At 64.8% G+C, this 26710-nt stretch carries 23 protein-coding genes; 14 read left to right on the plus strand and 9 right to left on the minus strand.

From position 1 onward, the window contains the following. Nucleotides 1–186: 186 nt before the first annotated feature. Nucleotides 187–564 (minus strand): phosphoribosyl-AMP cyclohydrolase, encoded by a 378-nt coding sequence (gene hisI, locus ACZ1II_RS16340; RefSeq protein ID WP_465144694.1) that lies wholly within the window; start codon nucleotides 562–564, stop codon nucleotides 187–189. A 340-nt stretch (nucleotides 565–904) separates the two neighbouring features. After that, a complete protein-coding gene (locus ACZ1II_RS16345; RefSeq protein ID WP_465144695.1) occupies nucleotides 905–1654 on the minus strand; it encodes a ComF family protein in 750 nt (249 codons plus the stop codon). 106 nt (nucleotides 1655–1760) lie between these two features. On the opposite strand from ACZ1II_RS16345, the gene ACZ1II_RS16350 reads away from it, so the two are divergent. Beyond that, a complete protein-coding gene (locus ACZ1II_RS16350; RefSeq protein ID WP_465144696.1) occupies nucleotides 1761–2519 on the plus strand; it encodes a methyltransferase domain-containing protein in 759 nt (252 codons plus the stop codon). Nucleotides 2520–2556: 37 nt separating this feature from the next. On the opposite strand, the gene ppdK is transcribed toward ACZ1II_RS16350, so the two are convergent. The 3 genes from ppdK to ACZ1II_RS16365 all read right to left on the minus strand — a co-directional run bounded on the left by ppdK (nucleotide 2557) and on the right by ACZ1II_RS16365 (nucleotide 8727). Continuing rightward, nucleotides 2557–5223 (minus strand): pyruvate, phosphate dikinase, encoded by a 2667-nt coding sequence (gene ppdK, locus ACZ1II_RS16355; RefSeq protein WP_465144697.1) that lies wholly within the window; start codon nucleotides 5221–5223, stop codon nucleotides 2557–2559. A gap of 57 nt (nucleotides 5224–5280) precedes the next feature. Beyond that, entirely contained in the window at nucleotides 5281–7719 is a 2439-nt protein-coding gene (gene glyS / locus ACZ1II_RS16360) for a glycine--tRNA ligase subunit beta (protein ID WP_465144698.1), read from the minus strand. 102 nt (nucleotides 7720–7821) lie between these two features. Further along, the gene (locus tag ACZ1II_RS16365; RefSeq protein ID WP_086490579.1) at nucleotides 7822–8727 is read right to left on the minus strand and encodes a glycine--tRNA ligase subunit alpha; all 906 of its coding nucleotides are present in this window, start codon (nucleotides 8725–8727) and stop codon (nucleotides 7822–7824) included. A 178-nt stretch (nucleotides 8728–8905) separates the two neighbouring features. Here ACZ1II_RS16365 and ACZ1II_RS16370 point away from each other — a divergent pair, with 178 nt between their 5' ends. From ACZ1II_RS16370 to ACZ1II_RS16390, 5 genes are all read left to right on the plus strand, one after another. After that, nucleotides 8906–9829 carry a TraB/GumN family protein gene (locus ACZ1II_RS16370; protein ID WP_465144699.1) on the plus strand — a complete coding sequence of 308 codons (924 nt, stop codon included), beginning with the start codon at nucleotides 8906–8908 and terminating at the stop codon, nucleotides 9827–9829. A gap of 4 nt (nucleotides 9830–9833) precedes the next feature. Then, the gene (locus ACZ1II_RS16375; protein ID WP_465144700.1) at nucleotides 9834–10697 is read left to right on the plus strand and encodes a TraB/GumN family protein; all 864 of its coding nucleotides are present in this window, start codon (nucleotides 9834–9836) and stop codon (nucleotides 10695–10697) included. 144 nt (nucleotides 10698–10841) lie between these two features. Beyond that, nucleotides 10842–11456: a 50S ribosomal protein L25/general stress protein Ctc gene (locus ACZ1II_RS16380; protein ID WP_465144701.1), complete on the plus strand. Its 615-nt coding sequence runs from the start codon at nucleotides 10842–10844 to the stop codon at nucleotides 11454–11456. A gap of 104 nt (nucleotides 11457–11560) precedes the next feature. Next, the gene (gene pth, locus ACZ1II_RS16385; protein WP_147215012.1) at nucleotides 11561–12130 is read left to right on the plus strand and encodes an aminoacyl-tRNA hydrolase; all 570 of its coding nucleotides are present in this window, start codon (nucleotides 11561–11563) and stop codon (nucleotides 12128–12130) included. A gap of 163 nt (nucleotides 12131–12293) precedes the next feature. Next, nucleotides 12294–12707, plus strand: coding sequence for a PEP-CTERM sorting domain-containing protein (locus ACZ1II_RS16390; RefSeq protein ID WP_465144702.1), 414 nt, complete (start codon nucleotides 12294–12296; stop codon nucleotides 12705–12707). A gap of 37 nt (nucleotides 12708–12744) precedes the next feature. On the opposite strand, the gene ACZ1II_RS16395 is transcribed toward ACZ1II_RS16390, so the two are convergent. Next, entirely contained in the window at nucleotides 12745–14268 is a 1524-nt protein-coding gene (locus tag ACZ1II_RS16395; RefSeq protein ID WP_465144703.1) for a tetratricopeptide repeat protein, read from the minus strand. Between the two features lie 126 nt (nucleotides 14269–14394). Here ACZ1II_RS16395 and ychF point away from each other — a divergent pair, with 126 nt between their 5' ends. Further along, a complete protein-coding gene (gene ychF, locus ACZ1II_RS16400) occupies nucleotides 14395–15495 on the plus strand; it encodes a redox-regulated ATPase YchF (protein WP_465144704.1) in 1101 nt (366 codons plus the stop codon). Nucleotides 15496–15501: 6 nt separating this feature from the next. Here the strand turns inward: ychF and ACZ1II_RS16405 are convergent, their stop codons facing one another. Beyond that, complete coding sequence (locus tag ACZ1II_RS16405; protein WP_465144705.1) at nucleotides 15502–15942, minus strand: MerR family transcriptional regulator; 441 nt, start codon at nucleotides 15940–15942, stop codon at nucleotides 15502–15504. 41 nt (nucleotides 15943–15983) lie between these two features. Here ACZ1II_RS16405 and ACZ1II_RS16410 point away from each other — a divergent pair, with 41 nt between their 5' ends. Further along, nucleotides 15984–16733: a MauE/DoxX family redox-associated membrane protein gene (locus ACZ1II_RS16410; RefSeq protein ID WP_465144706.1), complete on the plus strand. Its 750-nt coding sequence runs from the start codon at nucleotides 15984–15986 to the stop codon at nucleotides 16731–16733. Nucleotides 16734–16778: 45 nt separating this feature from the next. Then, nucleotides 16779–18044, plus strand: coding sequence for an alkaline phosphatase family protein (locus ACZ1II_RS16415; RefSeq protein ID WP_465144707.1), 1266 nt, complete (start codon nucleotides 16779–16781; stop codon nucleotides 18042–18044). 188 nt (nucleotides 18045–18232) lie between these two features. Here ACZ1II_RS16415 and ACZ1II_RS16420 read toward each other — a convergent pair whose 3' ends face one another. Then, complete coding sequence (locus ACZ1II_RS16420) at nucleotides 18233–18724, minus strand: hypothetical protein (RefSeq protein ID WP_465144708.1); 492 nt, start codon at nucleotides 18722–18724, stop codon at nucleotides 18233–18235. After that, nucleotides 18724–20550, minus strand: coding sequence for a DNA mismatch repair endonuclease MutL (gene mutL / locus ACZ1II_RS16425; RefSeq protein WP_465144709.1), 1827 nt, complete (start codon nucleotides 20548–20550; stop codon nucleotides 18724–18726). The genes ACZ1II_RS16420 and mutL overlap by 1 nt, the downstream gene beginning before the upstream one ends. Nucleotides 20551–20792: 242 nt before the next feature. Here mutL and ACZ1II_RS16430 point away from each other — a divergent pair, with 242 nt between their 5' ends. The 5 genes from ACZ1II_RS16430 (at nucleotide 20793) to rodA (ending at nucleotide 26627) form a co-directional block, all read left to right on the plus strand. Further along, on the plus strand, nucleotides 20793–21839 hold the full coding sequence (locus ACZ1II_RS16430) for a rod shape-determining protein (RefSeq protein WP_031341471.1): 1047 nt from the start codon (nucleotides 20793–20795) through the stop codon (nucleotides 21837–21839). 129 nt (nucleotides 21840–21968) lie between these two features. Continuing rightward, on the plus strand, nucleotides 21969–22856 hold the full coding sequence (locus ACZ1II_RS16435) for a rod shape-determining protein MreC (protein WP_465144710.1): 888 nt from the start codon (nucleotides 21969–21971) through the stop codon (nucleotides 22854–22856). Further along, nucleotides 22856–23404, plus strand: coding sequence for a rod shape-determining protein MreD (locus tag ACZ1II_RS16440; RefSeq protein WP_465144711.1), 549 nt, complete (start codon nucleotides 22856–22858; stop codon nucleotides 23402–23404). Before ACZ1II_RS16435 ends, ACZ1II_RS16440 begins: the two co-directional genes overlap by 1 nt. Continuing rightward, entirely contained in the window at nucleotides 23401–25515 is a 2115-nt protein-coding gene (gene mrdA, locus ACZ1II_RS16445) for a penicillin-binding protein 2 (protein ID WP_465144712.1), read from the plus strand. Before ACZ1II_RS16440 ends, mrdA begins: the two co-directional genes overlap by 4 nt. Next, the gene (gene rodA / locus ACZ1II_RS16450) at nucleotides 25515–26627 is read left to right on the plus strand and encodes a rod shape-determining protein RodA (RefSeq protein ID WP_465147317.1); all 1113 of its coding nucleotides are present in this window, start codon (nucleotides 25515–25517) and stop codon (nucleotides 26625–26627) included. The genes mrdA and rodA overlap by 1 nt, the downstream gene beginning before the upstream one ends. Nucleotides 26628–26710 lie beyond the last annotated feature (83 nt).

Consider the following 26710-nt stretch of genomic DNA (forward strand, 5'->3'; position numbering starts at 1 on the left):
CGGATAGTTCCTTCGTCGAACAACTCTTGCGAGCCGATTGCGACGATCCGTCCGCTCCATCCGCTCAATGGTGCTCTGAGGAAGATGCTGATTCCTTGGTTAATTTTGAATCAGCACAATAAGTCCATGTTCTGCGGGCAAACAACCGGGTTCCGTTACTTCGGTTATTCGACTGCCTGCTAACGCTTAGTCCAAGGTGCGAATCAGGGAATCGCCGGATAACTTCCTGTAAAAACAGCTTCTCGCGCCGGTATGACAGGCAGGACCTTCCGGACGCACGCGCAGTTCGATCGCGTCCTGATCGCAGTCGACGAGCACTTCCTCGACCCGCAGGAAATGCCCCGAAGTCTCACCCTTCAGCCAGAGCTTGCCGCGCGAGCGTGAGTGGAAATGGGCAAGCCCCGTCTCGCGCGTCTTTTCGAGCGCCTCAGCGTTCATGTAGGCCACCATCAGGATGTCCCGCGTCTGCGAATCGACGGCGATCGCGATCAGAAGACCCTGGGCGTCGAATCGCGGAAGGAAGGACGTTCCCAGTTCGCGTTCAGCTTTGCTTACTTCGGACATGCCGGAAATTTCTCCGAATTGAATTCATTGGACGCCGTTGTTGCACGATAACCACAGCCGTTGACCAAAATCCTCGTAGCCGCGCAGTCCCTCTTTTCAACCCCGCGGTTTCGTAGGAATGTCGCCTTGCAGCTGGGGGTTGCTGCTGATCCATAGGTAGCTGATACAAGCGCCACGGTTCAGGGAACAAGGCCGGAATACTTTCGGGTGGTCTGGTTTCAGGTAATGAGGGATCGGGCCAGGCGGCCGACAGGGGACCGCCGAACTGCTATGCAGGGCTCAACAGTTTCGTCACGAGGACGCCCGGAACCCCAGGTTCCGGGCGTTTTTGTATACGCCTTCAAGCACTGGACACATCGCCAAGCGCTTCATCCAGCACGCGCGCAAAACACGCGATGACGACCTTTCGCGCGCCGGCCCGCTTGAGGCGGGAAACGCAGGCATCGCTGGTCGCTCCGCTTGTCAGTACGTCGTCCACCAGTAGGACCTGCGCCGCTTTCAGTGTGCGCCTTCGCGAGGCACGGACGGCGATCGCCCCGGAAAGCTCGCGCTTGCGCGCTGCCTTGCCCAATCCGCCCAGCGATGGCGTAGCCTTGCGACGCTCCAGCACATCGACTGCCAGGACTGCACCTGTGGAGCGTGCGATTTCCCGCGCCAGTTCCGCCGCCTGGTTGTAGCCGCGCCGCCAGATTCGCCAGCGATGCAGCGGAACGGGAACGATCAGCCATGTCTCGTCCACGAAGGACAGCTTGGCGACGATCAGCCTGGCCATGAACCGCGCATGCGAAATGCGATTGCCGTGCTTCAGCGCCAGGACCAGCTTGCGCGAGGCCGGATTGTAGAGCGTGGCGGCGGCAATGCCGTCATGACGCGGCGGATCGCCCAGACAAGGTGCACAGAGCGCCCCCTCCGGCACGCCCTCGCTAAACGGGCGCGAGCAGGTCGCGCAGCAGGGGTCGCCGGGGATCGCCAGTTCGACCCAGCAGGTCGCGCAAAGGCCGCCATGGCTGCTCAGCCCTGCCCCGCACAGCGGACAGCGCGGCGGAAAGATCAGGTCGACAAGCGGATCGAGAGCACGCGCTAGAGACATCGCCGCCAAAGCTAACCGGCAATCCGCCACCGGCAAGCTACAAGACGTTAACCCGCTTGCAGGAAGAGCGATTGCGCGAGGGCGCGCAAAGCGGCAGGGGGCAGTCATGGCCAGCAAAGCTCCTCCCCGCATCTTCTCGCCCGCCCGCCGCCTCGCCGCCCGCCGCCGCGCCCTCGCCTCCCAGCGGCTTGCCGATGCGCCGCACTATCTGCACGACGACATGGTCGAGGACGTGCTCGACCGTCTCGCCTTCCTGCGCTTCGAGCCGAAACGCGCGCTGGTCGTGGGCGACTGGACCGGCGCCCTTGCAGGCGCGCTCGCCGCTCAGGGCGTAGAGGTCACGCAAGTGGAACCGGCCGAAGGTTTCGACGAGGAAGCCCCCTACCCCTTCGAGGGCTTCGACCTCATCGCCAGCCTCGGCACCCTCGACACCGTCAATGACCTGCCGGGGGCGCTCGTCCATATCCGCAAGGCTCTGGCGCCGGGCGGGATGATGATCGCCAGCTTCCTTTCCGCCGGAAGCCTGCCGGTCCTGCGCGATGTCATGCTCGCCGCAGACGGAGATCGCCCGGCGGCGCGGGTCCATCCGATGGTCGACGTGCGCGCGGGCGGACAACTGCTCCAGCGCACGCTCTTCGCCGATCCGGTGATCGACCAGCGCGCCCTGCAAGTCGGCTTCCGCAGTCTCGAACGACTGGTCGGCGACATTCGCGCCCAGGCCATCGGCGGCGTACTGGCCGATGCCCCGCCGGTGCTGGGCAAGGCCGCCCTGTCGCGGGCGCGAGAGGCCTTCGCCGCCGCTGGGGATAATGGGCGAACCGTCGAAAAATTCGAAATCCTGACCCTATCCGGTTGGAAGAAATAAGAAAAAGGCCGGAAACGATCTTCCGGCCTTTTTGCTTTCATCCCAAAGCGGCCTGCGCCGCCGCCAGCCTCGCTATCGGCACGCGGAAAGGCGATGCCGAGACGTAGTCCAGCCCTACTTTCTCGCAGAACGCGATGGAAGCCGGGTCCCCACCATGCTCGCCGCAGATGCCGAGCTTGAGCGCAGGATCGGTCGCCCGCCCGCGCTCCGCCCCCATCTCCACGAGCTGGCCGACCCCCTCGACATCGAGACTGACGAAGGGATCGCGCGGATAGATTCCCTTCTCCACATAAGGGCTGAGGAACCGCGCGGCATCGTCGCGGGAAACGCCGAGCGTGGTCTGCGTCAGGTCGTTGGTGCCGAACGAGAAGAACCGGGCCTCCTCGGCGATCTCTCCCGCCATCAGCGCGGCGCGCGGCAGTTCGATCATCGTGCCGACCATGTAATCCAACGTCCGGCCCTTCTCGGCAAAGACCTTGGCGGCGGTTTCGTCCACCACTTTCCTGAGGATCTGTAACTCGCGCCGGGTGGCGACGAGTGGGATCATCACTTCCGGCACGATGGCCTCGCCCGAAGCCGCCGCGACCTCGCAGGCCGCCTCGAAGATCGCGCGGGCCTGCATCTCGTATATCTCGGGGAAAGTGATGCCGAGCCGACACCCGCGATGGCCGAGCATCGGGTTGAACTCGTGAAGTTCCTCCGCCCGGCGCCGCAGCGTATCGACACCGATGCCGATGCTCTCCGAAAGCTCCGCGAACTCGGCGTCGCCGTGCGGCAGGAATTCGTGCAGCGGCGGATCGAGCAGGCGGATCGTGACCGGCAGCCCCGCCATGACCTCGAAAATCGCGATGAAGTCGGCCCGCTGCTCGGGCAGCAGCTTGTCCAGCGCCGCGCGGCGAGCAATCTCATCTTCGGCCAGGATCATCTGCCTGACTGCCGAGATGCGGCCCGCATCGAAGAACATGTGCTCGGTGCGGCACAGGCCGATACCCTCGGCGCCGAACTGGCGGGCCATGCGGCAATCCGCCGGGGTCTCGGCATTGGTGCGCACTTTCATGCGGCGGTGCCGGTCCGCCCAGACCATGAGCGTGCCGAAGTCGCCCGCCAGTTCCGGTTCGATGGTCGGCACTTCACCAGCCATGATCTCGCCGGTCGAGCCGTCGAGCGTGATCACGTCGCCTTCGCGAAACTCGCGGCGGCCCATGCGCAAGCTGCGGGTCTTCATGTCGATGGACAGCCCAGAGGCACCCGATACGCAAGGCCGTCCCATGCCGCGCGCCACGACTGCCGCATGGCTGGTCATGCCGCCCCGCGCAGTAAGGATACCGCGCGCCGCATGCATACCGTGAATGTCCTCGGGACTGGTCTCGACCCGCACGAGGATCACCGCATCGCCGCGCTCCGCCCGCTTCTCCGCCGTATCGGCGTCGAGCACGATCGCCCCCGATGCCGCCCCCGGCGAGGCGGGCAACCCCTTGCCGAGAATGTCGCGCGGCGCCTTGGGGTCGAGCGTCGGATGCAGCAACTGGTCGAGCGCCATCGGATCGACGCGGCGGATCGCGGTAGCCTCGTCGATCAGACCTTCCTCGACCATGTCCACCGCCATCTTCAGCGCGGCCTTGGCTGTACGCTTGCCCGAGCGGGTCTGGAGCATCCAGAGCTTGCCGCGCTCGACGGTGAACTCGATGTCCTGCATGTCGCGGTAGTGCTTTTCGAGCAGTTCGAACACTTCGGCGAGTTCGCCGTAAGCCTCGGGCATCGCCTCTTCCATCGACAGCGGCTTCGCTCCCGCGCGTTCGCGGGCGGCTCTGGTCAGGTACTGCGGGGTGCGGATACCGGCGACGACATCCTCGCCCTGGGCATTGACCAGCCACTCGCCGAAATAGGCCTTCTCACCCGTCGCCGGATCACGGGTGAAGGCCACCCCGGTGGCCGAAGTGTCACCCATATTGCCGAAGACCATGGCCTGGACATTGACCGCCGTGCCCCAGTCACCGGGAATGTCGTTCAACCGGCGATAGACCTTGGCGCGGTCGGAATCCCAGGAATCGAATACCGCGCGGATCGCGCCCCAGAGCTGTTCCTGCACGTCCTGCGGGAACGGACGGCAGAGTTCCTGCTCGACGATGCCCTTGTACTCGCGGACGATGGCCTGCCAGTCGGACGCCGCGAGTTCGACGTCGTTCATGTAGCCGTTGTCTTCCTTGACGATTTCGAGCGCCTCCTCGAAGCGCCCGTGATCGAGGCCGAGGACGACGTCGGAATACATCTGGATGAAGCGGCGATAGCTGTCCCAGGCGAAACGCGCGTCGCCCGACACCGTGCTCAGCCCCTCGACGGTCGCGTCGTTGAGGCCGAGATTGAGCACGGTGTCCATCATGCCCGGCATCGAGACCCGCGCGCCGGAACGCACCGAGACCAGCAGTGGATCGGCCGGATCGCCGAAGCGCTTGCCGACGGTCTGCTCGATATGGGTCAGCGCCTGCGCCACGTCGGATCGCAGGTCTTCAGAAAAGTCCCCGCCCTCGGCGAGGTACTTCACGCATTCCTCGGTGGTGATCGTGAAGCCCGGTGGCACCGGCAGGCCGATGCCCGCCATTTCCGCTAGGTTGGCGCCCTTGCCGCCGACGACGACTTTATCGCGGGCGCGCGCATCCTCATCGTGCCCGGCATTGCCGCCGAACGTGTAGACCTGCCTGTTCATCGATCCCCGGCTTCCCTTCCTGTCTTTTCGACATTCCGCGAAGCCGGGGTCAGATAACTAGCCCTCGATCCGCGAGAAGTCCGCGACCTTGTGGACTGCCGCGCGGAAGCGATCAAGCAGGGCCAGGCGGGCCTGACGCTTGAGCGGGTCGGCATCGTTGACGGTGACATGCTCGAAGAACGCATCGATCGGCGCGCGGAGCGAGGCCAGCGCGGTCATCGCGGCGGCGAAGTCCTCCACCGATACGGCGCGCGCCACTTCGGTTTCTGCCGAGGTGACCGCCTCGATCAGCGCCAGTTCGGCTGGCTCGGCCTGATAGGCGGGCGCCTGCTCGCTGGCGTGACGGTGCGCCATCTTGGCAGCGATCACTTCGGCGAGGTCGGGGTCCTCGACACCCGCCAGCGGATCTTCCTCGCCGGTGCGCGAAATCTCGCCCTCGACGCCGTGCCAGTCTTCCTTCTTGAGGATATTGGCCGCGCGCTTGTAGCCCGCCAGCAGGTTCACGCCGTCGTCGGTCGCGACGAACGCCTGAAGCGCATGGACGCGCGCGAGCAGGCGAACGAGATCGTCCTCGCCGCCGAGCGCGAAGACCGCATCGATCAGGTCGTGACGGACACCGGCTTCCTTCTGCTGGACCTTGAGACGGTCTGCGAAGAAGTCGAGGAGGCCTGAGAAACAACCGTCGATTTTCGTTGCGACACTACAAGACGCGTAGCGAACCCGTTGCTCCAGCTCCGAAAACCCGTCTGTTTGAATAATATGGTTTTCATCTAAGACATTGAGCGGAGATGGAGAATGCAACAACTCCTCAAGCCAAGTTGGCCAACCAACTACAGGCTTGCCTGTTTTCGCACGAGTGATTGCAAAGCAAAGCCACGCCCACATCGTCGAGACTAACTCGATGCGTAGTTGATTGGCCGATATCAAGTTGAACACAGACAATGCGGCGCGTCGCAAAGCAAATGGGTCTTTTGATCCCGTGGGACGTTCATCGACCAAGAAGAACCCAATCAACGTATCCAATTTGTCCGCCAACGCCACTGCCACCGTAACCGGCGCGCTCGGTACTTCGTCGCCCTGCCCGACCGGCTTGTAGTGATCGCGGATCGCATCCGCTACGGCATCCGGAAGACCTTCAGCGCGAGCGTAATAACCGCCCATAAGTCCCTGAAGTTCAGGGAACTCTCCAACCATCTCGGTGACGAGATCGGCCTTGCACAAGCGTGCTGCCAGTTCCGCCTGATCCGCAAGCGCCTTCGTCGCCCCCGCGGAGGCGGGGGCCCCGCTTGTGGCGTCATGCGCAAGGGAAGCGGGATCCCCGCCTTCGCGGGGATGACGAGGATTGGCAGCAGAAGTGCCCGAACCCACGATCCCTTCTTCCACCAGCCAGCGCGCCAGCTTCGCCACGCGCTCGACCTTGTCGGCGACCGTCCCCAGCTTCTCGTGGAACGTGATGCGCGCGAGCTTTTCGGCGTGGGCCGAGAGCGGCGTCTTGCGGTCCTGCTGCCAGAAGAAGCGGGCGTCCGACAGACGCGCGGCCAGCACCTTGCGGTTGCCGTCCACGATCGCCGCCCCGCCATCGGTCGCAACGATATTTGCCGTACAAATGAAGGCGTTGGCAAGCGAACCTGCGACGTCTTCACAGACGAAATACTTCTGGTTCACGCGCGCGGTAAGCTGGATCGTCTCGGGCGGAACTTCCAGGAAGTCCTCCTCGAAGCGGCCGAGCAGCGGCACCGGCCATTCGGTGAGGCCCGCATTCTCGATCACGAGGCCTTCGTCCTCGACCAGCACGAGACCGGCGGCGGCCGCCGCTTCACGCGCCTTGCTGCGCACGATGTCCTGGCGTTCCTCGTGGTTCACGAGGACGTGGGCCAGGTGCAGCTTGTCGGCATAGTCATGCGCGCCGCCGATGGTGATCTCGCCGGGTGCGTGGAAGCGGTGACCGAGCGTCACATAGGACGAGCGGATGCCGCCCACTTCGCATTCGACCAGATCCTCGCCGAGGATCGCGACGATGCCGGAGAGCGGGCGCACCCAGCGCAGCGACTCGGTCGAGATCGAGGCTGCGCCCCAGCGCTGCGACTTGGGCCAGGGGAAGTTGCGGATGATCGCGGGGATCACTTCGGCGAGCACTTCGGCCACGGCGCGGCCGGGCTTTTCGACGACGGCAAAGTAGGTGTCCTTGCCCTTGAGGTCGCGGACTTCGAGCTGGTCCTTGGTCAGGCCCGTCTTGCGCAGGAAGCCTTCCAGCGCCTGCTCCGGCGCGCTGGTGGCAGGCCCCTTGGTTTCCTCATGCACCGCCTCGGTGGCGAGCGGCAACCCGCGCGCGATCAGCGCCAGACGGCGCGGGGTCGACCACACGGTGACTTCGCCCACGGCGACACCGGCAGCGGCCATGTCCTTGCGGAACAGCTTTTCAAGGTCGGCACGGGCACCGGCCTGCATGCGGGCCGGAATTTCCTGCGAGCGCAGTTCGAGAAGGAAGTCGGTCATGTCAGAGCGCCGTTCGACGAATGGTGGAGGGCGAGCCAGTAGGCAGGCTCAGGACGAGCGGAAGTTGAGCGGCGATCCGCTCAGGCTGAGCTTGTCGAAGCCTCATACGGTCCACCCTGGGAACTTGGCTTCCCATTCGGCCTTGTTCTTCTCGATCCAAGCCTCGCACGATCCCTTGGCGAGATCGCGGACGCGGCCGATGTAGCTGGCGCGCTCCTGCACGGAGATCACGCCGCGTGCCTGAAGCAGGTTGAAGAGATGGCTGGCCTCGATCGCCTGGTCATAGGCGGCGAGCGGAATTTCCGCCTCGATGCAGCGCATGCATTCGGCCTCGGCAGCCTTGAAACCGGCGAAGAGCGCCTCGGTATCGGCGATCTCGAAGTTGTACTTCGACATCTGCTGCTCGTTGGCGAGGAACACGTCGCCGTAGCTCACGCCTTCGTTGTTGAAGCGCAAGTCGTAGACCCGGTCGACGCCCTGGATATACATCGCAAGGCGTTCGAGACCGTAAGTCAGTTCCCCGGCAACCGGCTTGCAGTCGAACCCGCCGACCTGCTGGAAGTACGTGAACTGCGTCACTTCCATGCCGTCGCACCAGACTTCCCAGCCCAGGCCCCAGGCGCCGAGCGTCGGGCTTTCCCAGTCGTCCTCCACGAAACGGATATCGTGCGCCAGCGGGTCCACGCCGATCGCGGCGAGGCTGGCGAGGTAGAGTTCCTGAAGGTTGTCCGGGTTCGGCTTCAGGATCACCTGATACTGGTAATAGTGCTGAAGGCGGTTCGGGTTCTCGCCATAGCGGCCGTCGGTGGGGCGGCGCGAAGGCTGAACATAGGCGGCCTTCCACGGCTCCGGGCCGAGCGCGCGCAGCGTCGTGGCCGGATGGAAGGTCCCTGCCCCCATGCGCATGTCATAGGGCTGAAGAATGAGGCAGCCCTGCGCGCTCCAGAAATTGTGGAGCGTCAGGATCATGTCCTGGAAACTGAGCGGCTGCTGCGCTGCGGTCGACATCGAAATCCCGTCAAAACTCTTGGCTTCGCGGCCTTTGGCGGATCGAACCCGGCAAATCAACCGCGCAGGCACCTGTTAAATCCGAGGCGACGCTACCGCAAACCCGCGCCTGCGGCTATCTCCGGCCGGAATGCCGCTGTTAAGGCTGCGTTTGTCTCTTTCCTTCCAAGGAAACCCGATGATCTTTTCCAGTAAGCGGCTGCGTCTCGCCGCCCTCGCCCCGCTGTTCCTGTTCGCACCGCCGGTACTGGCACAAGATGCGCAGACCGCAGTGGCCGAACCACGCGCCGAGGCCGTGGCTCCAGCCCGCCCCGCGCTCTGGAAGATCGCCGACAAGGATACAACGATCTACCTCTTCGGCACGGTCCACATCCTGCCGGAAAATGCCGACTGGTTCCACGGGCCGGTGCAGCAGGCTTTCAACTCCGCAAACCTGCTGGTGACGGAAACCATGCTCGATTCGCCGGAAGCGCTTCAGAAAGTGTTCCTGGACAAGGGCATGCGCCATGGCGGCAAGACCTTGCGCGAGAGCCTGAGCGCATCGGAACGCGAAAATCTCGAAAAAGCGCTTTCAAATCTGCATATTCCGGCAGAAACCTTCGATCAATTCCAACCCTGGTACGCCGGTCTGGTGCTGTCGCTGATACCGCTCAAGGCCGCCGGATACGAGCAGGCCAACGGGATCGAAACCCAGATCGAGACCAAGGCCGCCGCCAGCAGGATCGCGCGCCATCCGCTCGAAACGGCGGACTACCAGATCGGCCTCTTCGCAGACCTGCCCGAGAAGAGCCAGCGCAGCTATCTCAACGAGGTAGTCGAACAACTTCCGACATTACGTGAGGATATTGCCAAGCTGGTGGCCGCCTGGAAGGCGGGGCAAGCCGAGGAACTGGCCAAGCTGCTCAACGAGGACGAATCGGACGAAGTGATGCGCAAGGTGCTCATCACCGATCGCAACAAGGCCTGGGCCAAGTGGCTCAAGGCGCGGCTCGCCGAACCAGGCGTCGTTTTCGTGGCCGTGGGCGCGGGCCATCTCGCCGGGCGCGGCAGCGTGCAGGACGAACTGGCCAAGGCCGGGGTCCGCTCCGTCCGGGTGCAATAGGTCGATGCCCAAGCTGTTCCCGCAACTGGCGCTGCTGGGCGCTGCACTCGCGCTCTTCGCCTGTAGCCCCAGCCCGGAAGCCGCGAGACCCGCACTCTGGCATGTCGAGAGCCCGGACGGCGAAACGGCATGGCTATTCGGCACGATCCACAGCGCCAAGGCGCCGCTGCTCTGGCAGACCGGAAAGGTCCGGCAGGCCCTAGATGATTCCCATGAAATCATGGTCGAAGTCGGTAATCTTGCCAATGAAAGTGAAGTTTCCGCCACTTTCGCCTGCCTCGCCCGCAATGAGGGACAGCCGCCGCTCTCGCAGCGGATCGCCGCGAAGGAGCGCCCTGCACTTGAAGCCTTGCTCAAGAAAGGCGGCTACGGCGATGGCGATTTTGCGGGGATGGACACTTGGGCCGCCGCGCTCACCGTCGCGCAGGCCGGAGCCAACAAGGACGAGGCCCGCAACGGCGTGGACCGGGGGGTGATCGCCGCTGCCGGAAAGCGCCCCGTCATCGAACTGGAAGGCGCCGCGAAGCAGCTTGGTCTGTTCGACAGCCTGCCCGAACGCGAGCAGCGCGACCTGCTCTCGGCGGTCGTGGCGGAGGCGGATCGTTCCGATACCGACCTCGCTGCCAGCTGGCGCAAGGGCGACATGACGACGATCGAGCAGGAAACCCGCAAGGGCCTGCTGGCTGATCCGGAGCTGCGCGCAGTGCTGTTCGTGGGCCGCAACCGCGACTGGACGGCGCAGATCGCCCAGGCCATCGACGGCGGCAAGCGACCTTTCGTCGCGGTCGGTGCCGCACATATGGCGGGACCGGAGGGCATTCCGGCGATGCTCGCGCAAAAGGGCTATACGGTCACGCGGATACAGTAGCCGCCGGATGCTTGCCTTTTCGCCCATTTCGCATTAAGGGCGCGCGCTTACCGTCATGGTCATCCCTGGAGGCGTGACGGGACGGTGCGGATCGATACGCGGTCCGTATCCGACATCTATCCAGATTTCGAAAGGCAAGTCCACATGAGCGATACGCTTAACCTGCCGGCCGAGACGCGTGATCGGGCTGGCAAGGGAGCCTCCCGTGCTCTGCGTCGCGATGGCCGCGTCCCCGCCGTTGTCTATGGTGGCAACGAAGAACCCCTCGCGATCCACGTCGAGGAAAAGGAGCTGGCTCGCCAGCTTGGAACCGGTCACTTCTTCAACTCGATCATCGAAGTCGAAGTCGGCGGCAAGAAGTTCCGGACGCAGCCGAAGGACGTTGCCTTCCACCCCGTCACCGATCGTCCGCTCCACGCTGACTTCCTGCGCATCGTCAAGGGCGCGACCGTGCACGTCAACGTGCCGGTGGTCTTCGCCAACGAAGACGCCTCGCCGGGCCTGAAGCGCGGCGGCGTGCTGAACGTCGTCCGTCACGAGCTGGAACTCGTCTGCGACGCCGAGAAGATCCCGCACGAAATCGTCATCGACGTGACCGGCTTCGACGTGGGCGAATCGATCCACATCCACCACGTGAAGCTCCCGGCCGGTGTCGAGAGCGCGATCAGCGACCGTGACTTCACGATCGCCACGATCGCCGCCCCCTCGGCTCTGAAGAGCTCGGAAGGCGACACCGCGAAGGAAGGCGAAGGCGAGTAATTTCGCCCGAAACCATCTTCGGATAAACGAACGGCCCTTCCCGCCCCGGCCAGACCGGCGAGCAGGAAGGGCCGTTTCGCGTTCAAGTTACAGGATCTATCGACATGCAACTGTGGGTCGGCCTCGGCAATCCCGGTACTCAATATGCGCTGAACCGCCACAATGTCGGCTTCATGGCGATCGATGCGATCGCGGAAGTCCATGGCTTCGGCCCCACGCAGAAGAAGTTCCAGGGCTGGCTTCAGGAAGGCCGCATCGGCACGCAGAAGATCCTCCTACTCAAGCCCGCGACGTTCATGAACGAGAGCGGCCGCGCCGTCGGCGAAGCGATGCGCTTCTACAAGCTGGCGCTCTCCGACCTCACGGTCTTCCACGATGAACTCGATCTCGCGCCGTTCAAGGTCAAAGTGAAGCAGGGCGGCGGTCACGCCGGTCACAACGGCCTGCGTTCGATCGACCAGCACCTCGGCGCCGAGTTCCGCCGCATAAGGCTCGGCATCGGCCATCCCGGCCACAAGGACCGCGTCCACGGCTATGTACTCGGCAACTATGCCAAGGCCGACATGGACCCGCTGGCCGACATGCTGGGCGCCGTCGCCGGAGAAGCCGACCGACTCGCAGCCGGAGACGACGTGCGCTTCATGAACGACGTGGCGCTTCGCCAGCAGGATTGACGGCGCAAGTTAGTTATCTTTTGCGCATAATTAGCGTCGGGTTAGCTTACACATTGCACCGTCCGGCACGGGCGTTAACCAGTCCAATCCGCAGAAAACCGTATTTGGCACGGCATTTGCTTTTCTTGTTGGGAAACCTATTCGGGCAACAAGGGGAATACGAATGATCCGCAGCACCATGCTCGCCCTGGCGCTTACTGCCGGCAGCACAATCGCCTTCGTCTCGCCGGCCGAGGCCACTTACGGCTACGACCACAAGCACTCCTGCGGCTGCGGCCACTCGCAGGGCAAGAAGCTCTGCGGCTCCAGCAGCTCGTCGAGCAGCAGCAGCTCTTCTTCGTCGTCTTCGTCTTCCTCCGGCGGCTCCACGACGACTTCGGGCGGCACCACCTCCACCTCGGGCGGTACGACTTCGACCTCCGGCGGCACGACGACCTCGGGTGGTACTTCGGGGGGCGGCTCTTCGGGCGGTTCCAGCTCGGGTGGCACCGCCGTTCCCGAACCCGGCATGCTCGGCATGATGGGCATCGGCCTCCTCGGCCTCGCCTATGCCCGTCGCCGCAAGCGCCGCGACTGATCCGACAGCTCGAAACAGTCTCAAGTCGTCGCCGGTCTCAAACGGCGGCGGCTTTGGCTTTTGCAAGGTCGCGGGCGATTTCCGCATTACCCGGATCGGCGCTCGCAGCCGCTTCGAGCAATCTGCGGGCGCCCGTCAGATCGCTTCGCAGTTCCAGGCGCACGCGGGCGGCGGCATGGAGATAGTCCGGATCGTCCGGCTTCAGCGCCAGCGCGCGATCGGCATAGGCAAGCGCCGCCTTCGCCTGCCCCGATCGCGCCGAGGCCCAGGCGAGGTTCCCGAGCACTTCCCCATCCTCCCCGCGCCGAAGCAGTTCGCGATAGGCGGCAAGCGCTCCCACCCAATCCTGCCGCGCGAGCGCTGACTGCCCTTTGTCGACCAAAGCCATCGTCGCTTTCAGACGTGCAGGGTCGAGGCGGGCCTTGAGGACATCCGCCTGCGGATCGCCCGAGGCTCGCGCCGCCCGCTCTGCCAGCGAGAGAAGCTCGGGCCGCGCCAGAGTACTTGCAGCAAGCGGCTTCAGCGTAGCCCAGGCGCCGCGCGGATCGTGCGTCGCAAGCTGGGATTCCCCCAGCATCGTGCGCGCATAGGCATTCCCCGGATCGAGCAGGACCGCGCGGCTGAACAGGACCCGCGCCTGCTCGGCATAGCCGAGACGCAGGAGCGCCTCCGCATAAGTCAGGCCCACTCCGGAGGCGGGATCGAGATCACCGTCGCGTCCCTGCAGGCCTAGCCGGATCGTCTCCCATTCGCCTTTCTCGGCCAGCAACTGGATGCGCAGGTCTTCCAGCGCCGGATCGCCGGGGGACACCTTCCGCGCCTTCTCCAGCACCGCCATGGCTTCATCGACCTTGCCCTGCTCATCATAGGCATTGGCCAGCGCGAGCATCGGCGGAACCTTGTCCGGATAGGCCGCGATCGTCCGGCGATAGGCAGCAATCGCCCGATCGGTCTGGCCGCGCGCGCTTGCGAGGTCTCCTGAAAGTGCGAGCGTGTTGTAAGAGTTTACAGCAAACTGCTGCATTTTCGACAAAATATGATCGACGCGGGACAGGTCTCCCCCTGTGAGCGCGAACCGCGCATAGGCCACGGCCAGCGGCAGATCGTCCCCGGCCTTCATCCCCTGCTCGAAGGCCTCCGTCGCTGCCTTGTCATCGCCGAGAGCGAGATAGGCCTCCGCCCGAAGGCGCCAGGCTTCGGTGTCGAAATCGTTTACAATGAGCGCGATCGCGTCGGATGCCCGCCCTCGCAGCAGGGCCAGCCCCGCTTTCAGGCGCTTCAATCGCGCGCCCTTCTCTCCCGCCGTTTCGAGACGCGCGATCGCGCGATCGGCAGCATCGGCATCGCCCAGCGCGATCTGCGTGCGCGCCAGCAGTGCCAGAGCCTCGGGATTACCCGGTTCCTGCTCCAAGGCCGCAAACAGGCTCGTCCGCGCCGCCTGATAGTCCTGCGCGGCGAAATCGGCGCGCGCCTTGTCGAACGGAGCCGGTCCACCATCGCCGCATCCGCCCAGTAAAGCGAAGGCAAGAGCGGCAAGCGACAGGCAAACGGCGGCTTTCATGACGCGGGTCTAAGGCCAAGCCCTGAAATTTCCGTGAAGCCCCGCTCAACAAAGACTCGCCGTGCAACTGGTAATACGGGCGGAGTGACGCTAAGGCGCGGCCAAACATTTCTTCCGGAGTTACACATGGGTTTCCGTTGCGGAATCGTGGGCCTGCCCAATGTCGGCAAGTCGACCTTGTTCAATGCGCTCACCGAAACGCAGGCAGCGCAGGCGGCCAACTATCCTTTCTGCACGATCGAGCCCAACGTCGGCCAGGTCGGCGTGCCCGATCCGCGCCTCGACAAGCTGGCCGAGATCGCCGGTTCGGCCAAGATCATCCCGACGCAGCTCTCCTTCGTCGACATCGCCGGTCTCGTGCGCGGCGCCTCGAAGGGTGAAGGCCTGGGCAACCAGTTCCTCGGCAACATCCGCGAGGTGGACGCTATCGTCCACGTCCTGCGCTGCTTCGAGAACGACGATATCCAGCACGTCGACGAGCGCGTCGATCCCATCGCCGATGCCGAGACGGTCGAGACAGAACTGCTGCTTTCCGACCTCGAAAGCCTGGAAAAGCGCGTTCCCGCCGCCCAGAAGAAGGCCGCGCAGGGCGACAAGGAATCGAAGATCATCGCCTCGGTCCTCGGCCAGACGCTGGAACTGCTGCGCGACGGCAAGCCCGCCCGCCTGACCCAGCCCAAGGACGACGACGAAGCCCGCGTCTTCGCGCAGGCCCAGCTGCTCACCGCCAAGCCGGTGCTCTACGTCTGCAACGTCGAGGAAGAATCCGCCGCCGAAGGCAATGATTTCTCGGCCCGCGTGTTTGAGAAGGCCAAGGCCGAAGGCGCCACCGCCGTCATCGTCTCCGCCGCGATCGAGGCCGATCTGGTCGGCATGGACAACGAGGAACGCATGGTCTTCCTCGAAGAGATGGGCCTCCACGAAACCGGCCTAGCCCGCATCATCCGCGCCGGTTACGACCTGCTCGGCCTGCTGACCTTCTTCACCGTCGGCCCGAAGGAAGCCCGCGCCTGGACCGTGCACAAGGGCGCCAAGGCCCCCGACGCGGCAGGCGAAATCCACTCGGACATGCAGCGCGGCTTCATCCGCGCCGAGACCATCGCCTATGACGACTATGTCGCGCTGAACGGCGAATCCGGCGCCAAGGAAGCCGGCAAGCTGCGTCAGGAAGGCAAGGAATACGTGGTGCACGACGGCGACGTCATGCACTTCAAGTTCAACGTCTGATCTTGCTCAGGCGGCGTAGGTTTTCGAGCTTGCGCCGCCATATAAAGCCGTTTCCTCGAAAGATTCGAGGATCGGGCAAGGCCCCTCGTCCGACCCCGCGCATTCCTGCGCAAGCCGCCGGAGCGACTGCCGCGCCGCTTCCAGTCCGGCGATTTCGAGGTCCAGCGCCGCGAGGCGCACTTGCGCCATTTCCCGCGCCCTCGGCCGGTCTCCGGTGTGATCGAGGCTGATGAGTTCGGCGATCTCGTCGAGAATGAAGCCCGCCGCCTTGGCCGAACGGATGAAGCGCAACCGCCGCACGTCCTCCTCGCCGTAATGCCGCTGGCCTTTGGCGCCGCCGGTCGCCGCCGGGCGCGGATCGAACAGCAATCCCTTGCGCTGGTAGAACCGCACCGTCTCCACGCCGACGCCACTCGAACGCGCCAGCTCCGAAATCGTCAGGGCCATGCTTGACTCCGTACCATGGTACGGAAGCTATAAGCCGAGTCATGACACAGACGCCAGCCCGTACCGCCGTTCTCCATCGCATGGTCATGGAGAAGCATTCGTGCCCCTGGGGAATCAAGTCCAAGTACCTTCTGGAAAAGCTGGGATACGAGGTCGAGGATCACTGGCTGACCACACGCGATCAGGTCGATGCCTTCAAGGCCGAACAGGGCGTGGCGACGACGCCCCAGACCTTCATCGACGGCAAGCGGATCGGCGGCTACACGGACTTGAGGACGCATTTCGGCCTCAAGGTTCATGATCCGAAGGCGAAGACCTATCGCCCGGTTCTCGCCGTCTTCGCGACCGGGCTTGGCCTTGCGCTCGCGGCCAGCTGGGCGGCGTTCGGCACGCCATTCACCTTGCGCAGCGCCGAGTGGTTCGTCTCGATGACGATGATGCTGCTGGCGATGCTCAAGCTCCAGGATGTCGAGCAGTTCTCGACGATGTTCCTCGGCTACGACCTGCTCGCCAAGCGCTTCGTGCCTTATGCCTATGCCTATCCGGTGCTGGAATGGACGGCGGGCGCGCTGATGACCGCCCATGCCCTGCCCTGGCTCTCGATCCCCATCGGTCTCGCGATCGGCGGCATCGGCGGGGTCTCGGTGTTCTACGCGGTCTATATCCAGAAGCGCGAACTCAAGTGCGCCTGCGTCGGCGGTTCCGGCGCGGTGCCGCTGGGCTTCGTCTCGCTCACCGAGAACCTGTTCATGGTCGCCATGGCGCTGTGGATGCTGGCAAGGATGATATAACAAGACATCGACCTGTCGCGATCGCAGGTCTATGGGGGCGACGACATGAAGAGACTCGCCCACCTGGCAGGCGCGCTGGCCCTGCTCGCCTCTCCCGCACTCGCCAAATCCGCTTCGAAGCCTTCTGACGATCGCCGCGATCCGGTGGTGATCCTCGTCTCGATCGATGCCTTCCGCGCCGACTATCTCGATCGCGGGATCACGCCCAACCTTTCCGCCATCGCGGCCAGCGGGATCAGCGCGGCGATGCGCCCCTCGTTCCCCAGCAAGACCTTCCCAAACCATTGGGCGCTCGCCACCGGAAAAGTGCCTGACCGCAACGGCATCGTCGCCAACAGCTTCGAGGACCCCGCCCATCCCGGCGAGAAGTTCACGATGGCAAGCGACGAGCCTTACTGGTGGGACGAAGCCGAACCGATCTGGGTCACGGCGGAAAAGGCGGGAATCCACACGGCGACGATGTTCTGGCCCGGCTCCAACGTCGCCTGGGGCGGGACGCTGGTGAAGGAGCCGTGGAAGACCATCGACGGCGGAATCCGCCCCCGCGACTGGCAGCAGTACAACGGCGCGGTATCGCCGATGCAGCGGGTGGAGGCTGTGCTGGACTGGCTGCGCCGTCCCGCCGCCAACCGCCCGAAGCTAGTCACGCTCTACTTCGATCAGGTGGACACCGCCGGTCATCACTACGGCCCGGACGATGCCCACACCGATGCCGCGATCGCCGATGTTGACGGCGACATCGGCAAGCTCGTCGCAGGCCTACACGAACTCGGGCAGCCCGCCGATCTCATCGTCGTGGCCGATCACGGCATGGCGGCGATTTCCAGCGAGCGGGTCATCGCGCTCGACAAGATCGCCGATCCTTCGCTCTATACGCTGGGCGACACCGGCCCCTTCGCCGGACTAACGCCAACTGCGGGCAATGACGGGGCACTCGCCGCCAAGCTGCTCAAACCGCAGAACCACATGCAGTGCTGGCGCAAGCAGGACATTCCCGCCCGTTTCCACTACGGCAGTAATCCGCGCATCGCCCCGTTCTTCTGCTTAGCCGAGACTGGCTGGCAGATCGCCGCAACCAAGCCTGAGAAAGCCTCGACCGGCGGCACTCATGGCTATGACAATGCGGTTCCGGAAATGGCGGCGCTCTTCGTGGCGAGCGGCCCGGACCTCGCGCCGCGGGGCAGGCTCGCGTCGTTCGACAACGTCGATGTCGCCCCGCTACTGCGCGATCTCCTGCACCTCCCGCAGGTGGTCGATGGCGACGGCAACGATGCGCCGTTCCGCGATGCATTGAAACAGCCCGGCCACTGAAACAGTCCGACCGACAAACAGCGCCCGAAGAGAGCGCCCGACCAAAACCAACCCCGTCATCCCCGCGAAGGCGGGGATCCCGCTGCCTTCTGCGACCTATCGTATCTCCGCAAGAAAAGCGGGGGCCCCGCCTTCGCGGGGGCGACGAGTTGGTTTGCGTTTTCCTAATTTGGCTCTTCAGGTCAGGCTCAGGACCGGCAGCTAACCTCCCCCTCCGACATGAAAGCCACCCGCTCCTGCGCATCGTGGAGCACGAGTTTCGCAGGCCAGTGCGTCGTGTCCGAGCCGCCCGCCTTGTCCGGCAGGCTCACCATGTCGACCCAGCTCGCCAGACCGACATATGTGCCGCGCGCATTGCCCGGCAGCTGCGCGCTTTCCTTCTTGGCGGCATAGCGCTTGAGATCGCCGCCGATGCGCATGAAGCCCTCATCCGCATTGGCGATGAAGATCGGGTCCTTCTCGCCCGGCTTGCGGAATGCGCAACCCGGCTTGTCCAGGCCGTAGCGGGCCACATCGATCTCGGTGATGGCGCGGGGAATGATCGGCTTGAACGGCTCCCGACTCATCCGCTCGACCATGGCGACGTCCTGCGCGTCCTCCGCCGCCTCCTTGCCTGAATCCTCCCGGCCGCAAGCTGACAGCAGGACCAAAGGAGCCAGAGCAAGGATTGGTTTTCGCATCATTTTCGCCCGAACAGTTTCTCGATATCGTGGTGTGCGAGTTTAACCCACGTCGGGCGCCCATGGTTGCATTGGCCGGAACGCGGAGTGCGCTCCATTTCGCGCAGCAGCGCATTCATCTCCGCCACCGAAAGCGAGCGCCCTGCCCGGACCGAGCCGTGGCAGGCCATCGTCGCCAGCACGAGTTCCAGCTTCTCGCCCAGCAGCAGAGCATCGCCGTTACGTGCCAGGTCGTCGGCAATATCGCGAACAAGGGCATGGACGTCCGACTTGCCGAGCACCGAAGGCACCGCACGAACCAGCATGGCCCCCGGCCCGAAACGCTCCAGCACCAGCCCGAATTGCGCGAGATCGGCGGTCTTGTCCTCCAGCGCGTCGCAGGCGGCTTCCTCCAGTTCGACGACTTCGGGCAGCAGCAGCGCCTGCGAGCGAGCCATGGCGTCTTCCGCCCCGGCGGCTTTAAGACGCTCCAGCACGAGCCGCTCGTGCGCCGCGTGCTGGTCGACGATCACCAGACCGTCCTCGGCCTCGGCGACGATATAGGTCCCCGCGACCTGCCCACGCGCGACGCCGAGCGGATATTGCAGCGCTTCCTCCGGCTCGTCGGGCACCGCCTCGGCCCGGCCCGAAGGCTGGGCCATGACTTCTTCCTCATAGGAGCGCCAGGCGGCCCCCGCTTCGGAGACCCGGCTCGGCGCAGGCCGATAATCGCTGCGCGAAGGCTGCGCGGAATATTCACGCGCGAACAGCGAGCCGAGCGCGGGCGCCGGGGCAGGCGCGACCGGCTCGACCTGCCACATGTTCATCGCGGCGGCGGCGGCAGGCTGCGCGCTCCTCTGCCCCGAGGATTCGAGTGCATGGCGCAAGGCCCCGACCAGAAAGCCTCGAATGAAAGTGGGATCGCGGAAGCGCACTTCGGTCTTGGCGGGATGAACGTTGACGTCCACTTCCTCCGGCGGAATTTCAAGGAACAGCGCCAGCACCGCATGGCGATCGCGCGCAAGCATGTCCGAATAGGCGCCGCGCACCGCACCGACGAGCAGCCGGTCCTTCACCGGACGCCCGTTGACGAAGAGATACTGGTGATCGGCGACGCCGCGATTGTAGGTCGGCAGTCCGGCCACGCCGGTGAGGCGCGCGGTTCCCCGCTCCGCATCGATCAGCACGCCGTCTTCCGCCAGTTCGCGCGCCACGAGTCGCGCCACCCGCGATGCCAGCTCCTCGCGCGGCTGCACGGCGATGACCCGGCGCCCGTCGTGCTCCATCGTGAAGCCGATATCGGGCCGCGCCATCGCGAGACGGCGCACGACATCCTGACAGGCCGCATATTCCGAACGCGCCAAGCGCAGGAACTTGCGCCGCGCGGGCACTTTGGCGAACAAGTCCTCAACCCGGATGCGCGTGCCCGGCGGCAGCGCAGCCGGACTGTCCACCGCAACCACGCCGTGATCGACGACGCGTTTCCAGCCCTCTTCCGAATCGTGGGGACGGCTCTCGATGGTCAACCGCGCGACCGACCCGATCGACGGCAGCGCCTCGCCGCGAAAGCCGAGCGTCGCCACCAGTTCGATATGTTCGTCCGGCAGCTTGGATGTCGCGTGACGCTCCAGCGCCAGGGCGATCTGGTCGGGCACCATGCCGCAGCCGTCGTCGGTCACTTCGATCAGGTCGAGACCACCTGAGGCGAGGCGAACGGTGATCTGGGTCGATCCGGCATCGATCGCGTTTTCCACCAGTTCCTTCAGCGCGGAGGCGGGGCGCTCCACCACTTCGCCCGCCGCGATGCGGTTGACGAGATGTTCGGGAAGACGGCGGATAATCGGCATTACGAGTCTTTCGCTAGTCGCGGTAAGGGGCGTCCATGGCACCACGATCTCGAAGTGTTCCAAACACTAGCGGTGAACCGCATGGAATTCGAGACGGGCGTCCAACGATTCCCCCATGAAAAAGACACAAATTTTTGGCGTTTCGCGAATCGATGGGCTAAGGGGTCCCCTTCCATGCCAACCTGCCCGTCGCTCCATGGGGATTCCCTTTGGCAAGCGCTGGGAAAGACAACGGATTACTGATGGCCTCGCTCGTCTCGCGATTCTTCAAACTCGGCTCACAGAACATGGCGATCGACCTTGGGACCGCCAATACGCTCGTCTACGTTCAGGACCGCGGAATCGTGCTGAACGAGCCGTCGGTCGTGGCGATCGAGACGCTGAACGGCGTCAAGAAGGTCAAGGCCGTGGGCGACGACGCCAAGATGATGATGGGCAAGACGCCCGACAACATCGAAGCCATCCGCCCGCTGCGTGACGGCGTGATCGCCGACATCGAGATCGCGGAAGAGATGATCAAGCACTTCATCCGCAAGGTGCACGGCAAGAAGAACCTGTTCCGCTATCCGGAAATCGTGATCTGCGTGCCCTCGGGCTCGACTTCGGTCGAACGCCGCGCGATCCGTGACGCCGCTTCGAACGCGGGTGCCAGCCAGGTCTACCTGATCCTCGAACCGATGGCCGCGGCGATCGGCGCCGACATGCCCGTCACCGAGCCGGTCGGCTCGATGGTGGTCGACATAGGCGGCGGCACCACCGAAGTCGCAGTGCTGTCGCTGCGCGGCCTCGCCTACACCACCTCGGTCCGCGTCGGCGGTGACAAGATGGACGAATCGATCGTCTCCTATGTCCGCCGTCACCACAACCTGCTGATCGGGGATGCCACCGCCGAGCGCATCAAGAAGGACTACGGCATCGCCGTCATGCCGGCCGACGGCATTGGTGAGACCATCCACATCAAGGGCCGCGACCTCGTCAACGGCGTGCCGAAGGAGATCACGATCTCGCAGGCCAACGTCGCCGAAGCACTGGCCGAGCCGATCGGCGCCATCGTCGAAGGCGTGCGCATCGCGCTTGAGAACACCGCACCGGAACTCGCCGCCGACATCGTCGACCAGGGCATCGTGCTCACCGGCGGCGGCGCGCTGATTCAGGGCCTCGACGACTATCTGCGCGAGGAAACCGGCCTCCCGGTCAGCGTCGCCGAAGACCCGCTGTCCTGCGTCGCGCTCGGCACCGGCCGCGCGATGGAAGATCCGGTCTATCGCGGCGTGCTGATGTCCGCCTGATTTCGCGCGGAGTGGCCGGTGCTCTGGAAGCCCGGCCGCTCCCCCTTCCCGGCACCCTTGTTGCCGGTCGTTTGACGTTAGAGCGGCAGTCCGACCGGAAGGCCGCCACTACGAAGGAGTGCATGGCGCATGGCACCGCCAGCAAACAGGCGCTCCAGCTATTCGCGCCGGGCGCAGTACACCACGTTCCTCAGTTATGCCGCAGGCGTGCTTGGCGCCGCGGTCGGACTGGCGCTCGTGGTGATCTCGCTTGTAAATCCCGGATTCTTCTCCGCCCTTCGCGGACTGGCCGACGATGCGAGCGAACCGGCTGCGCAGATGTCTGCCAGCGGCCGCGATCTCGGACGCGATACCTGGGCCGAACTCACCGGATTCTTCCATTCGGGAGCAGAACACGCGCGGCTCAAGCGTGAGCTTGCCGAGGCGAAAGTGCGTCTTGCCGAAGCAAAAGCGACTTCGGCGGAAAACAAGCGCCTCAAGGACCTGATGGCGCTGTCGGAGCCGAACGGCGGCGCGGTCGCCTATGCCCGGCTGACCTCCTCGACCAGCGCCAGCACCCGCCGCTATGCGACCTTGGGCGCCGGGACCGACCGCAATGTCACCCCCGGTATGCCGGTCCGTTCGCAGATGGGCCTCGTCGGGCGCGTGCTCGAAGTCGGCTCGTCCAGCGCGCGGGTCCTGTTGGTTACCGACAGCGAAAGCGTCGTGCCGGTCCGCCGCGCGACCGACGGCGTTCCCGCCTTCGCGCAGGGCAACGGCGACGGCACCTTGCGCATCCGCCTGATCAACCTCGGCATCAATCCGCTGCGCAAGGGCGACGTGCTGGTGACTTCGGGGTCCGGCGGCCTCTACCGCCCCGGCACGCCGATGGCCGTCGTGACCGACCTCATCCGCGACGGCGCCATTGCCCGCGTGCTCAGCAACCCTTCCGATACCGACTATGTGATGGTCGAAAAGAGCTGGGCGCCGCCACCGCCGCCGCCGCCTGTGAACGACGGCACGGTCAAGAAACGCTGATGTTCCAGCGCAGCGCCTCCCGCTCCACCACCCGGCAGCGCATCAACCACGCGCCCTCGCGGTTCCTCGCCATCGGCTTTCCCTGGCTGACGATCATGCTGGGCTCGCTGGTGCCGGGTTGGTTCATGATCGCCTCGGCGCCAGTCATGCCGCCGCTGGGCTTCCTGATCTATCTCGGCTGGCGGCAATTGCGCCCCGGCCTCCTGCCGATCTGGGCGGGTCTGCCGCTTGGCCTGTTCGACGATCTGTTCTCCGGCCAGCCCTTCGGCTGCGCGGTCCTGCTCTGGTCGCTCACCGCGATCGCGCTGGAAATCGTCGAAGTTCGCCTGCCCTGGCGCAACTTCGTGACGGAATGGCTCATGGCAATGGGCCTGATCGTCGCCTATATTGTTCTCTGCCTCGCTCTTGCGAACCTCGCAGGCGCGGCATCCCCGTTCCGTGTCATCGTGCCGCAGGTCGTTATCTCCGTGCTTTCCTACCCGCTCGTCGGTCGAGTCGTTGCCATGTTCGATCGGATTCGCCTCGCGCCGATCGTGCTGCTGCGATGAAGATCAATTTCAAGCGGTTCTTTCCGCAGCGCCACGTCAGCGCGGGCACCCTTCGCAACAGTTTCGACCGGCGCAGCCTCGTCGTCGGCTCGATCCAGGGCGGCATCGGCGTCCTGCTCGCCGCGCGGCTCGGCTATCTCTCGATCGCCCAGAACGCGAAGTACGAGCTTCAGGCCGAGAGCAACCGCGTCAACCTCTCGCTGATCCCGCCGCGCCGCGGCTGGATCATGGACCGCAACGGCACCCCGCTCGCCTCGAATCGCGCGGACTTCCGCGTCGATCTCATTCCCGAGCGCGTTCAGGACATTCCCCATACGATCCAGACGCTGGGCAAGCTGCTCAGCCTCTCGCCGATCGCGATGCAGGACCTGGAAGACAAGCTGGAGCGCGCCCGCCGCTTCGCACCGGTGGAAGTCGCCAGCGGTCTCGACTGGGACACGTTCGCCGCCGTCAGCGTGCGCCTGCCCGACCTGCCCGGCGTCGTCACCCAGCGCGGTTTCTCGCGGTTCTATCCGCTCGGGCCTTCGGTCGGGCACCTGATCGGCTATGTCGGCCCGGCCTCGGCGGAAGAGTACGAGAAGGACCGCGATCCGGTGCTCATCACGCCGGGCTACAAGGTCGGCAAGGACGCGCTCGAAAAGTTCTACGAGAAGGACCTGCGCGGCAAGCCCGGCGCCCGGCGCGTCGAAGTGACCGCCTCGGGCCGGATCGTCCGCGATCTCGACACGCGCGAGGACGTGCCCGGCAAGACCCTGAAACTGACCATCGACGCCGGCATCCAGGAATATGCCGCGCGCCGCATCGGCCCCGAATCGGCGGCGGTCGTGGTGATGGACTGCCAGACCGGCGACATCCTCGCGATGTGCTCGATGCCCAGTTTCGACCCCAACAGCTTTTCCGACGGCATTGGCCGTCTCGAATGGAAGATGCTTTCGGACGACGACCATGTGCCGCTGCGCAACAAGGTCCTGCGCGGGCTTTACCCGCCGGGATCGACAGTCAAGCCGATGGTGGCGCTGTCCTTCATGGAAGCCGGGCTGGACCCGAACGAATCGGTGTTCTGCGGCGGCGGGTTGCGCGTCGGCAACCGCGTGTTTCACTGCTGGAACCGGCGCGGCCACGGCTCGGTCAACATGGCCAAGGGCATCTACCAGAGCTGCGACGTCTACTTCTACCACTTCGCCCAGCGCATCGGCATGGACCCGATCGCGGCGATGGCGAGTCGCCTCGGCCTCGGCCACGACTTCCCGCTGCCGGTTTCCGGCCAGTCCTATGGCACCGTGCCCAATCCGGCCTGGAAGCTGAAGAAGTACGGCAAGGAATGGCAGACCTTCGACACCGTCAACGCGACGATCGGCCAAGGCTATTTCCTGGTGAACCCGTTGCAGCAGGCGGTTCAGGCCTCGCGCATCGCCAGCGGCCGCGTGATCATGCCGCGCCTCGTTCATGGCCATGAGCACGAAGTCGCGCCCTCGCTGGGCATTCCCGCCGAGCATCTTGCCTATGTTCGCCAAGCCATGTCGGATGTCGCCAACGGTCCCGGTTCCGCACGGCACGCCGCCTTGCCGTTCCCGGACATCAAGCTCGCAGGCAAGACCGGTACCGCGCAAGTCGTTGGCCTCAATGTCGGCAGCGGCAAGGGCGGCCTCTGGAAGCATCGCGACCACGGCCACTTCATCTGCTTCGCCCCCTTCGACAATCCGCGCTATGCCTGCTCGGTCGTGGTCGAGCACGGTGGCGGTTCGGGGGCGGCCTATCCGATCGCCCGCGATGTGCTGACTTACGTCTTCGACAAGCAGAAGGGCATGGATATCCTGGCCGAGCTTGAACAGAAGTGGGGCGGCACGCCCAAGGAACGGCTCGACGCCCGCTATCGCACCTATTCGGCGCAGTACGGCGTCGGTGCCCCGGCGGTTTCCGCGGAAGAGGAAAACCGCAAGATTCAGGGCGCGGAAGCCGCTCCGGACCCGGCGCAGCCTATCGTCCGCGAGGCGGCATCGCCCGCCCCCGAACCCGATGCCGCCGAGCGCCAGCCCTCGGCATCGCAAGTGCCAAGCCCCACGCCGACACCAACCGCGACAGCTCCCAATACCGGAGGCAATCCGCAATGATGGGCCGTTCGATCGTTCCCGAGGCCATCGCTCGCCAGCCCTGGCACATGCTGATCCCGCTGACCGGTCTCGTCTCGCTCGGTGCTGCGGTGCTCTATTCGGCGGCGGGCGGCAGCCTCCAGCCTTACGCGCTCAGCCATGTCATGCGCTTCTTCATCTTCCTGGTTATGGCAATCGTCATTTCCCGGATCAGCCGCGACTTCTTCCGCATGGCCGCTTATCCGGTCTACGGCGCGATCGTCGTGCTGCTGGTGCTGGTGGAAGCGATCGGCGCGGTCGGCGGCGGCAGCCAGCGCTGGCTCAACCTCGGCTTCATGACGCTTCAGCCGTCGGAACTGATGAAACCGGCGATTGTGCTGGTGCTCGCACGGTTCTACGAAACCCTGCCCCATGCCATGACCGCCAGTTGGCGCGGACTTGTGCCTGCGGGCGTGCTGATCGGCATTCCCGCGCTCTTCGTCATGATCCAGCCCGACCTCGGTACCGCCTTGGCGATCTGCTTCGGCGGGGTGGTGACGATGTTCCTGGCGGGCCTGCCGCTGTCCTGGTTCATCGGCGCGGGCCTGACCGCCGCGATCGCCGCGCCGATCGCCTTCTTCACCCTGCTCCACGACTATCAGCGCAACCGCGTGCTGGTGTTCCTCGACCCTGAAAGCGATCCGCTCGGCACCGGCTATCACATCACCCAATCCAAGATCGCGATCGGCTCGGGCGGTTTCCTCGGCAAGGGCTTCGGCAACGGGTCACAGAGCCATCTGCAATATCTGCCCGAATCGCATACCGACTTCGTCTTCGCGACCATGGCGGAGGAATGGGGCATGCTCGGCGGCCTCTTCGTGCTTTGCGTCTTCGCCATCGTGCTGTCCTGGGGCCTCAGGGTCGCCCGCAAGGCCCCGGACCGCTTCTCCAGCCTGCTGGCCATGGGCATGGCGGCAACGATCTTCTTCTACGTCGCGATCAACCTGATGATGGTCATGGGCCTGGCGCCGGTCGTCGGCATCCCCCTGCCCTTCATGAGCCACGGCGGCACCTCGATGCTGACGAACATGATCTGCCTGGGCACGCTCATGGCCGTAAACCGTTGGAATCGCCGCCCCGGATCGCTCGCGTAAAATTTTTGAATTTTTCTCTTCCCATCCTGAAATCAGCCGTTATAGGGACCACTCCGCCGCCGGGGAGGTCCACCAAGACTTTC

This window comes from Novosphingobium sp. BL-S-20, from assembly GCF_055521635.1.

Coding starts and splice junctions, on each gene's coding strand:
- rodA (WP_465147317.1), top strand. CDS start 25,515: ATGGGCCGTTCGATCGTTCCCGAGGCCATCGCTCGCCAGCCCTGGCAC.
- ACZ1II_RS16435 (WP_465144710.1), top strand. CDS start 21,969: ATGGCACCGCCAGCAAACAGGCGCTCCAGCTATTCGCGCCGGGCGCAG.
- ACZ1II_RS16380 (WP_465144701.1), top strand. CDS start 10,842: ATGAGCGATACGCTTAACCTGCCGGCCGAGACGCGTGATCGGGCTGGC.
- ACZ1II_RS16395 (WP_465144703.1), bottom strand. CDS start 14,268: ATGAAAGCCGCCGTTTGCCTGTCGCTTGCCGCTCTTGCCTTCGCTTTA.
- pth (WP_147215012.1), top strand. CDS start 11,561: ATGCAACTGTGGGTCGGCCTCGGCAATCCCGGTACTCAATATGCGCTG.
- ACZ1II_RS16405 (WP_465144705.1), bottom strand. CDS start 15,942: ATGGCCCTGACGATTTCGGAGCTGGCGCGTTCGAGTGGCGTCGGCGTG.
- ychF (WP_465144704.1), top strand. CDS start 14,395: ATGGGTTTCCGTTGCGGAATCGTGGGCCTGCCCAATGTCGGCAAGTCG.
- ACZ1II_RS16410 (WP_465144706.1), top strand. CDS start 15,984: ATGACACAGACGCCAGCCCGTACCGCCGTTCTCCATCGCATGGTCATG.
- ACZ1II_RS16375 (WP_465144700.1), top strand. CDS start 9,834: ATGCCCAAGCTGTTCCCGCAACTGGCGCTGCTGGGCGCTGCACTCGCG.
- ACZ1II_RS16365 (WP_086490579.1), bottom strand. CDS start 8,727: ATGTCGACCGCAGCGCAGCAGCCGCTCAGTTTCCAGGACATGATCCTG.
- ACZ1II_RS16440 (WP_465144711.1), top strand. CDS start 22,856: ATGTTCCAGCGCAGCGCCTCCCGCTCCACCACCCGGCAGCGCATCAAC.
- mrdA (WP_465144712.1), top strand. CDS start 23,401: ATGAAGATCAATTTCAAGCGGTTCTTTCCGCAGCGCCACGTCAGCGCG.
- ACZ1II_RS16390 (WP_465144702.1), top strand. CDS start 12,294: ATGATCCGCAGCACCATGCTCGCCCTGGCGCTTACTGCCGGCAGCACA.
- mutL (WP_465144709.1), bottom strand. CDS start 20,550: ATGCCGATTATCCGCCGTCTTCCCGAACATCTCGTCAACCGCATCGCG.
- ACZ1II_RS16415 (WP_465144707.1), top strand. CDS start 16,779: ATGAAGAGACTCGCCCACCTGGCAGGCGCGCTGGCCCTGCTCGCCTCT.
- ACZ1II_RS16430 (WP_031341471.1), top strand. CDS start 20,793: ATGGCCTCGCTCGTCTCGCGATTCTTCAAACTCGGCTCACAGAACATG.
- glyS (WP_465144698.1), bottom strand. CDS start 7,719: ATGACCGACTTCCTTCTCGAACTGCGCTCGCAGGAAATTCCGGCCCGC.
- ACZ1II_RS16420 (WP_465144708.1), bottom strand. CDS start 18,724: ATGCGAAAACCAATCCTTGCTCTGGCTCCTTTGGTCCTGCTGTCAGCT.
- hisI (WP_465144694.1), bottom strand. CDS start 564: ATGTCCGAAGTAAGCAAAGCTGAACGCGAACTGGGAACGTCCTTCCTT.
- ppdK (WP_465144697.1), bottom strand. CDS start 5,223: ATGAACAGGCAGGTCTACACGTTCGGCGGCAATGCCGGGCACGATGAG.
- ACZ1II_RS16345 (WP_465144695.1), bottom strand. CDS start 1,654: ATGTCTCTAGCGCGTGCTCTCGATCCGCTTGTCGACCTGATCTTTCCG.
- ACZ1II_RS16350 (WP_465144696.1), top strand. CDS start 1,761: ATGGCCAGCAAAGCTCCTCCCCGCATCTTCTCGCCCGCCCGCCGCCTC.
- ACZ1II_RS16370 (WP_465144699.1), top strand. CDS start 8,906: ATGATCTTTTCCAGTAAGCGGCTGCGTCTCGCCGCCCTCGCCCCGCTG.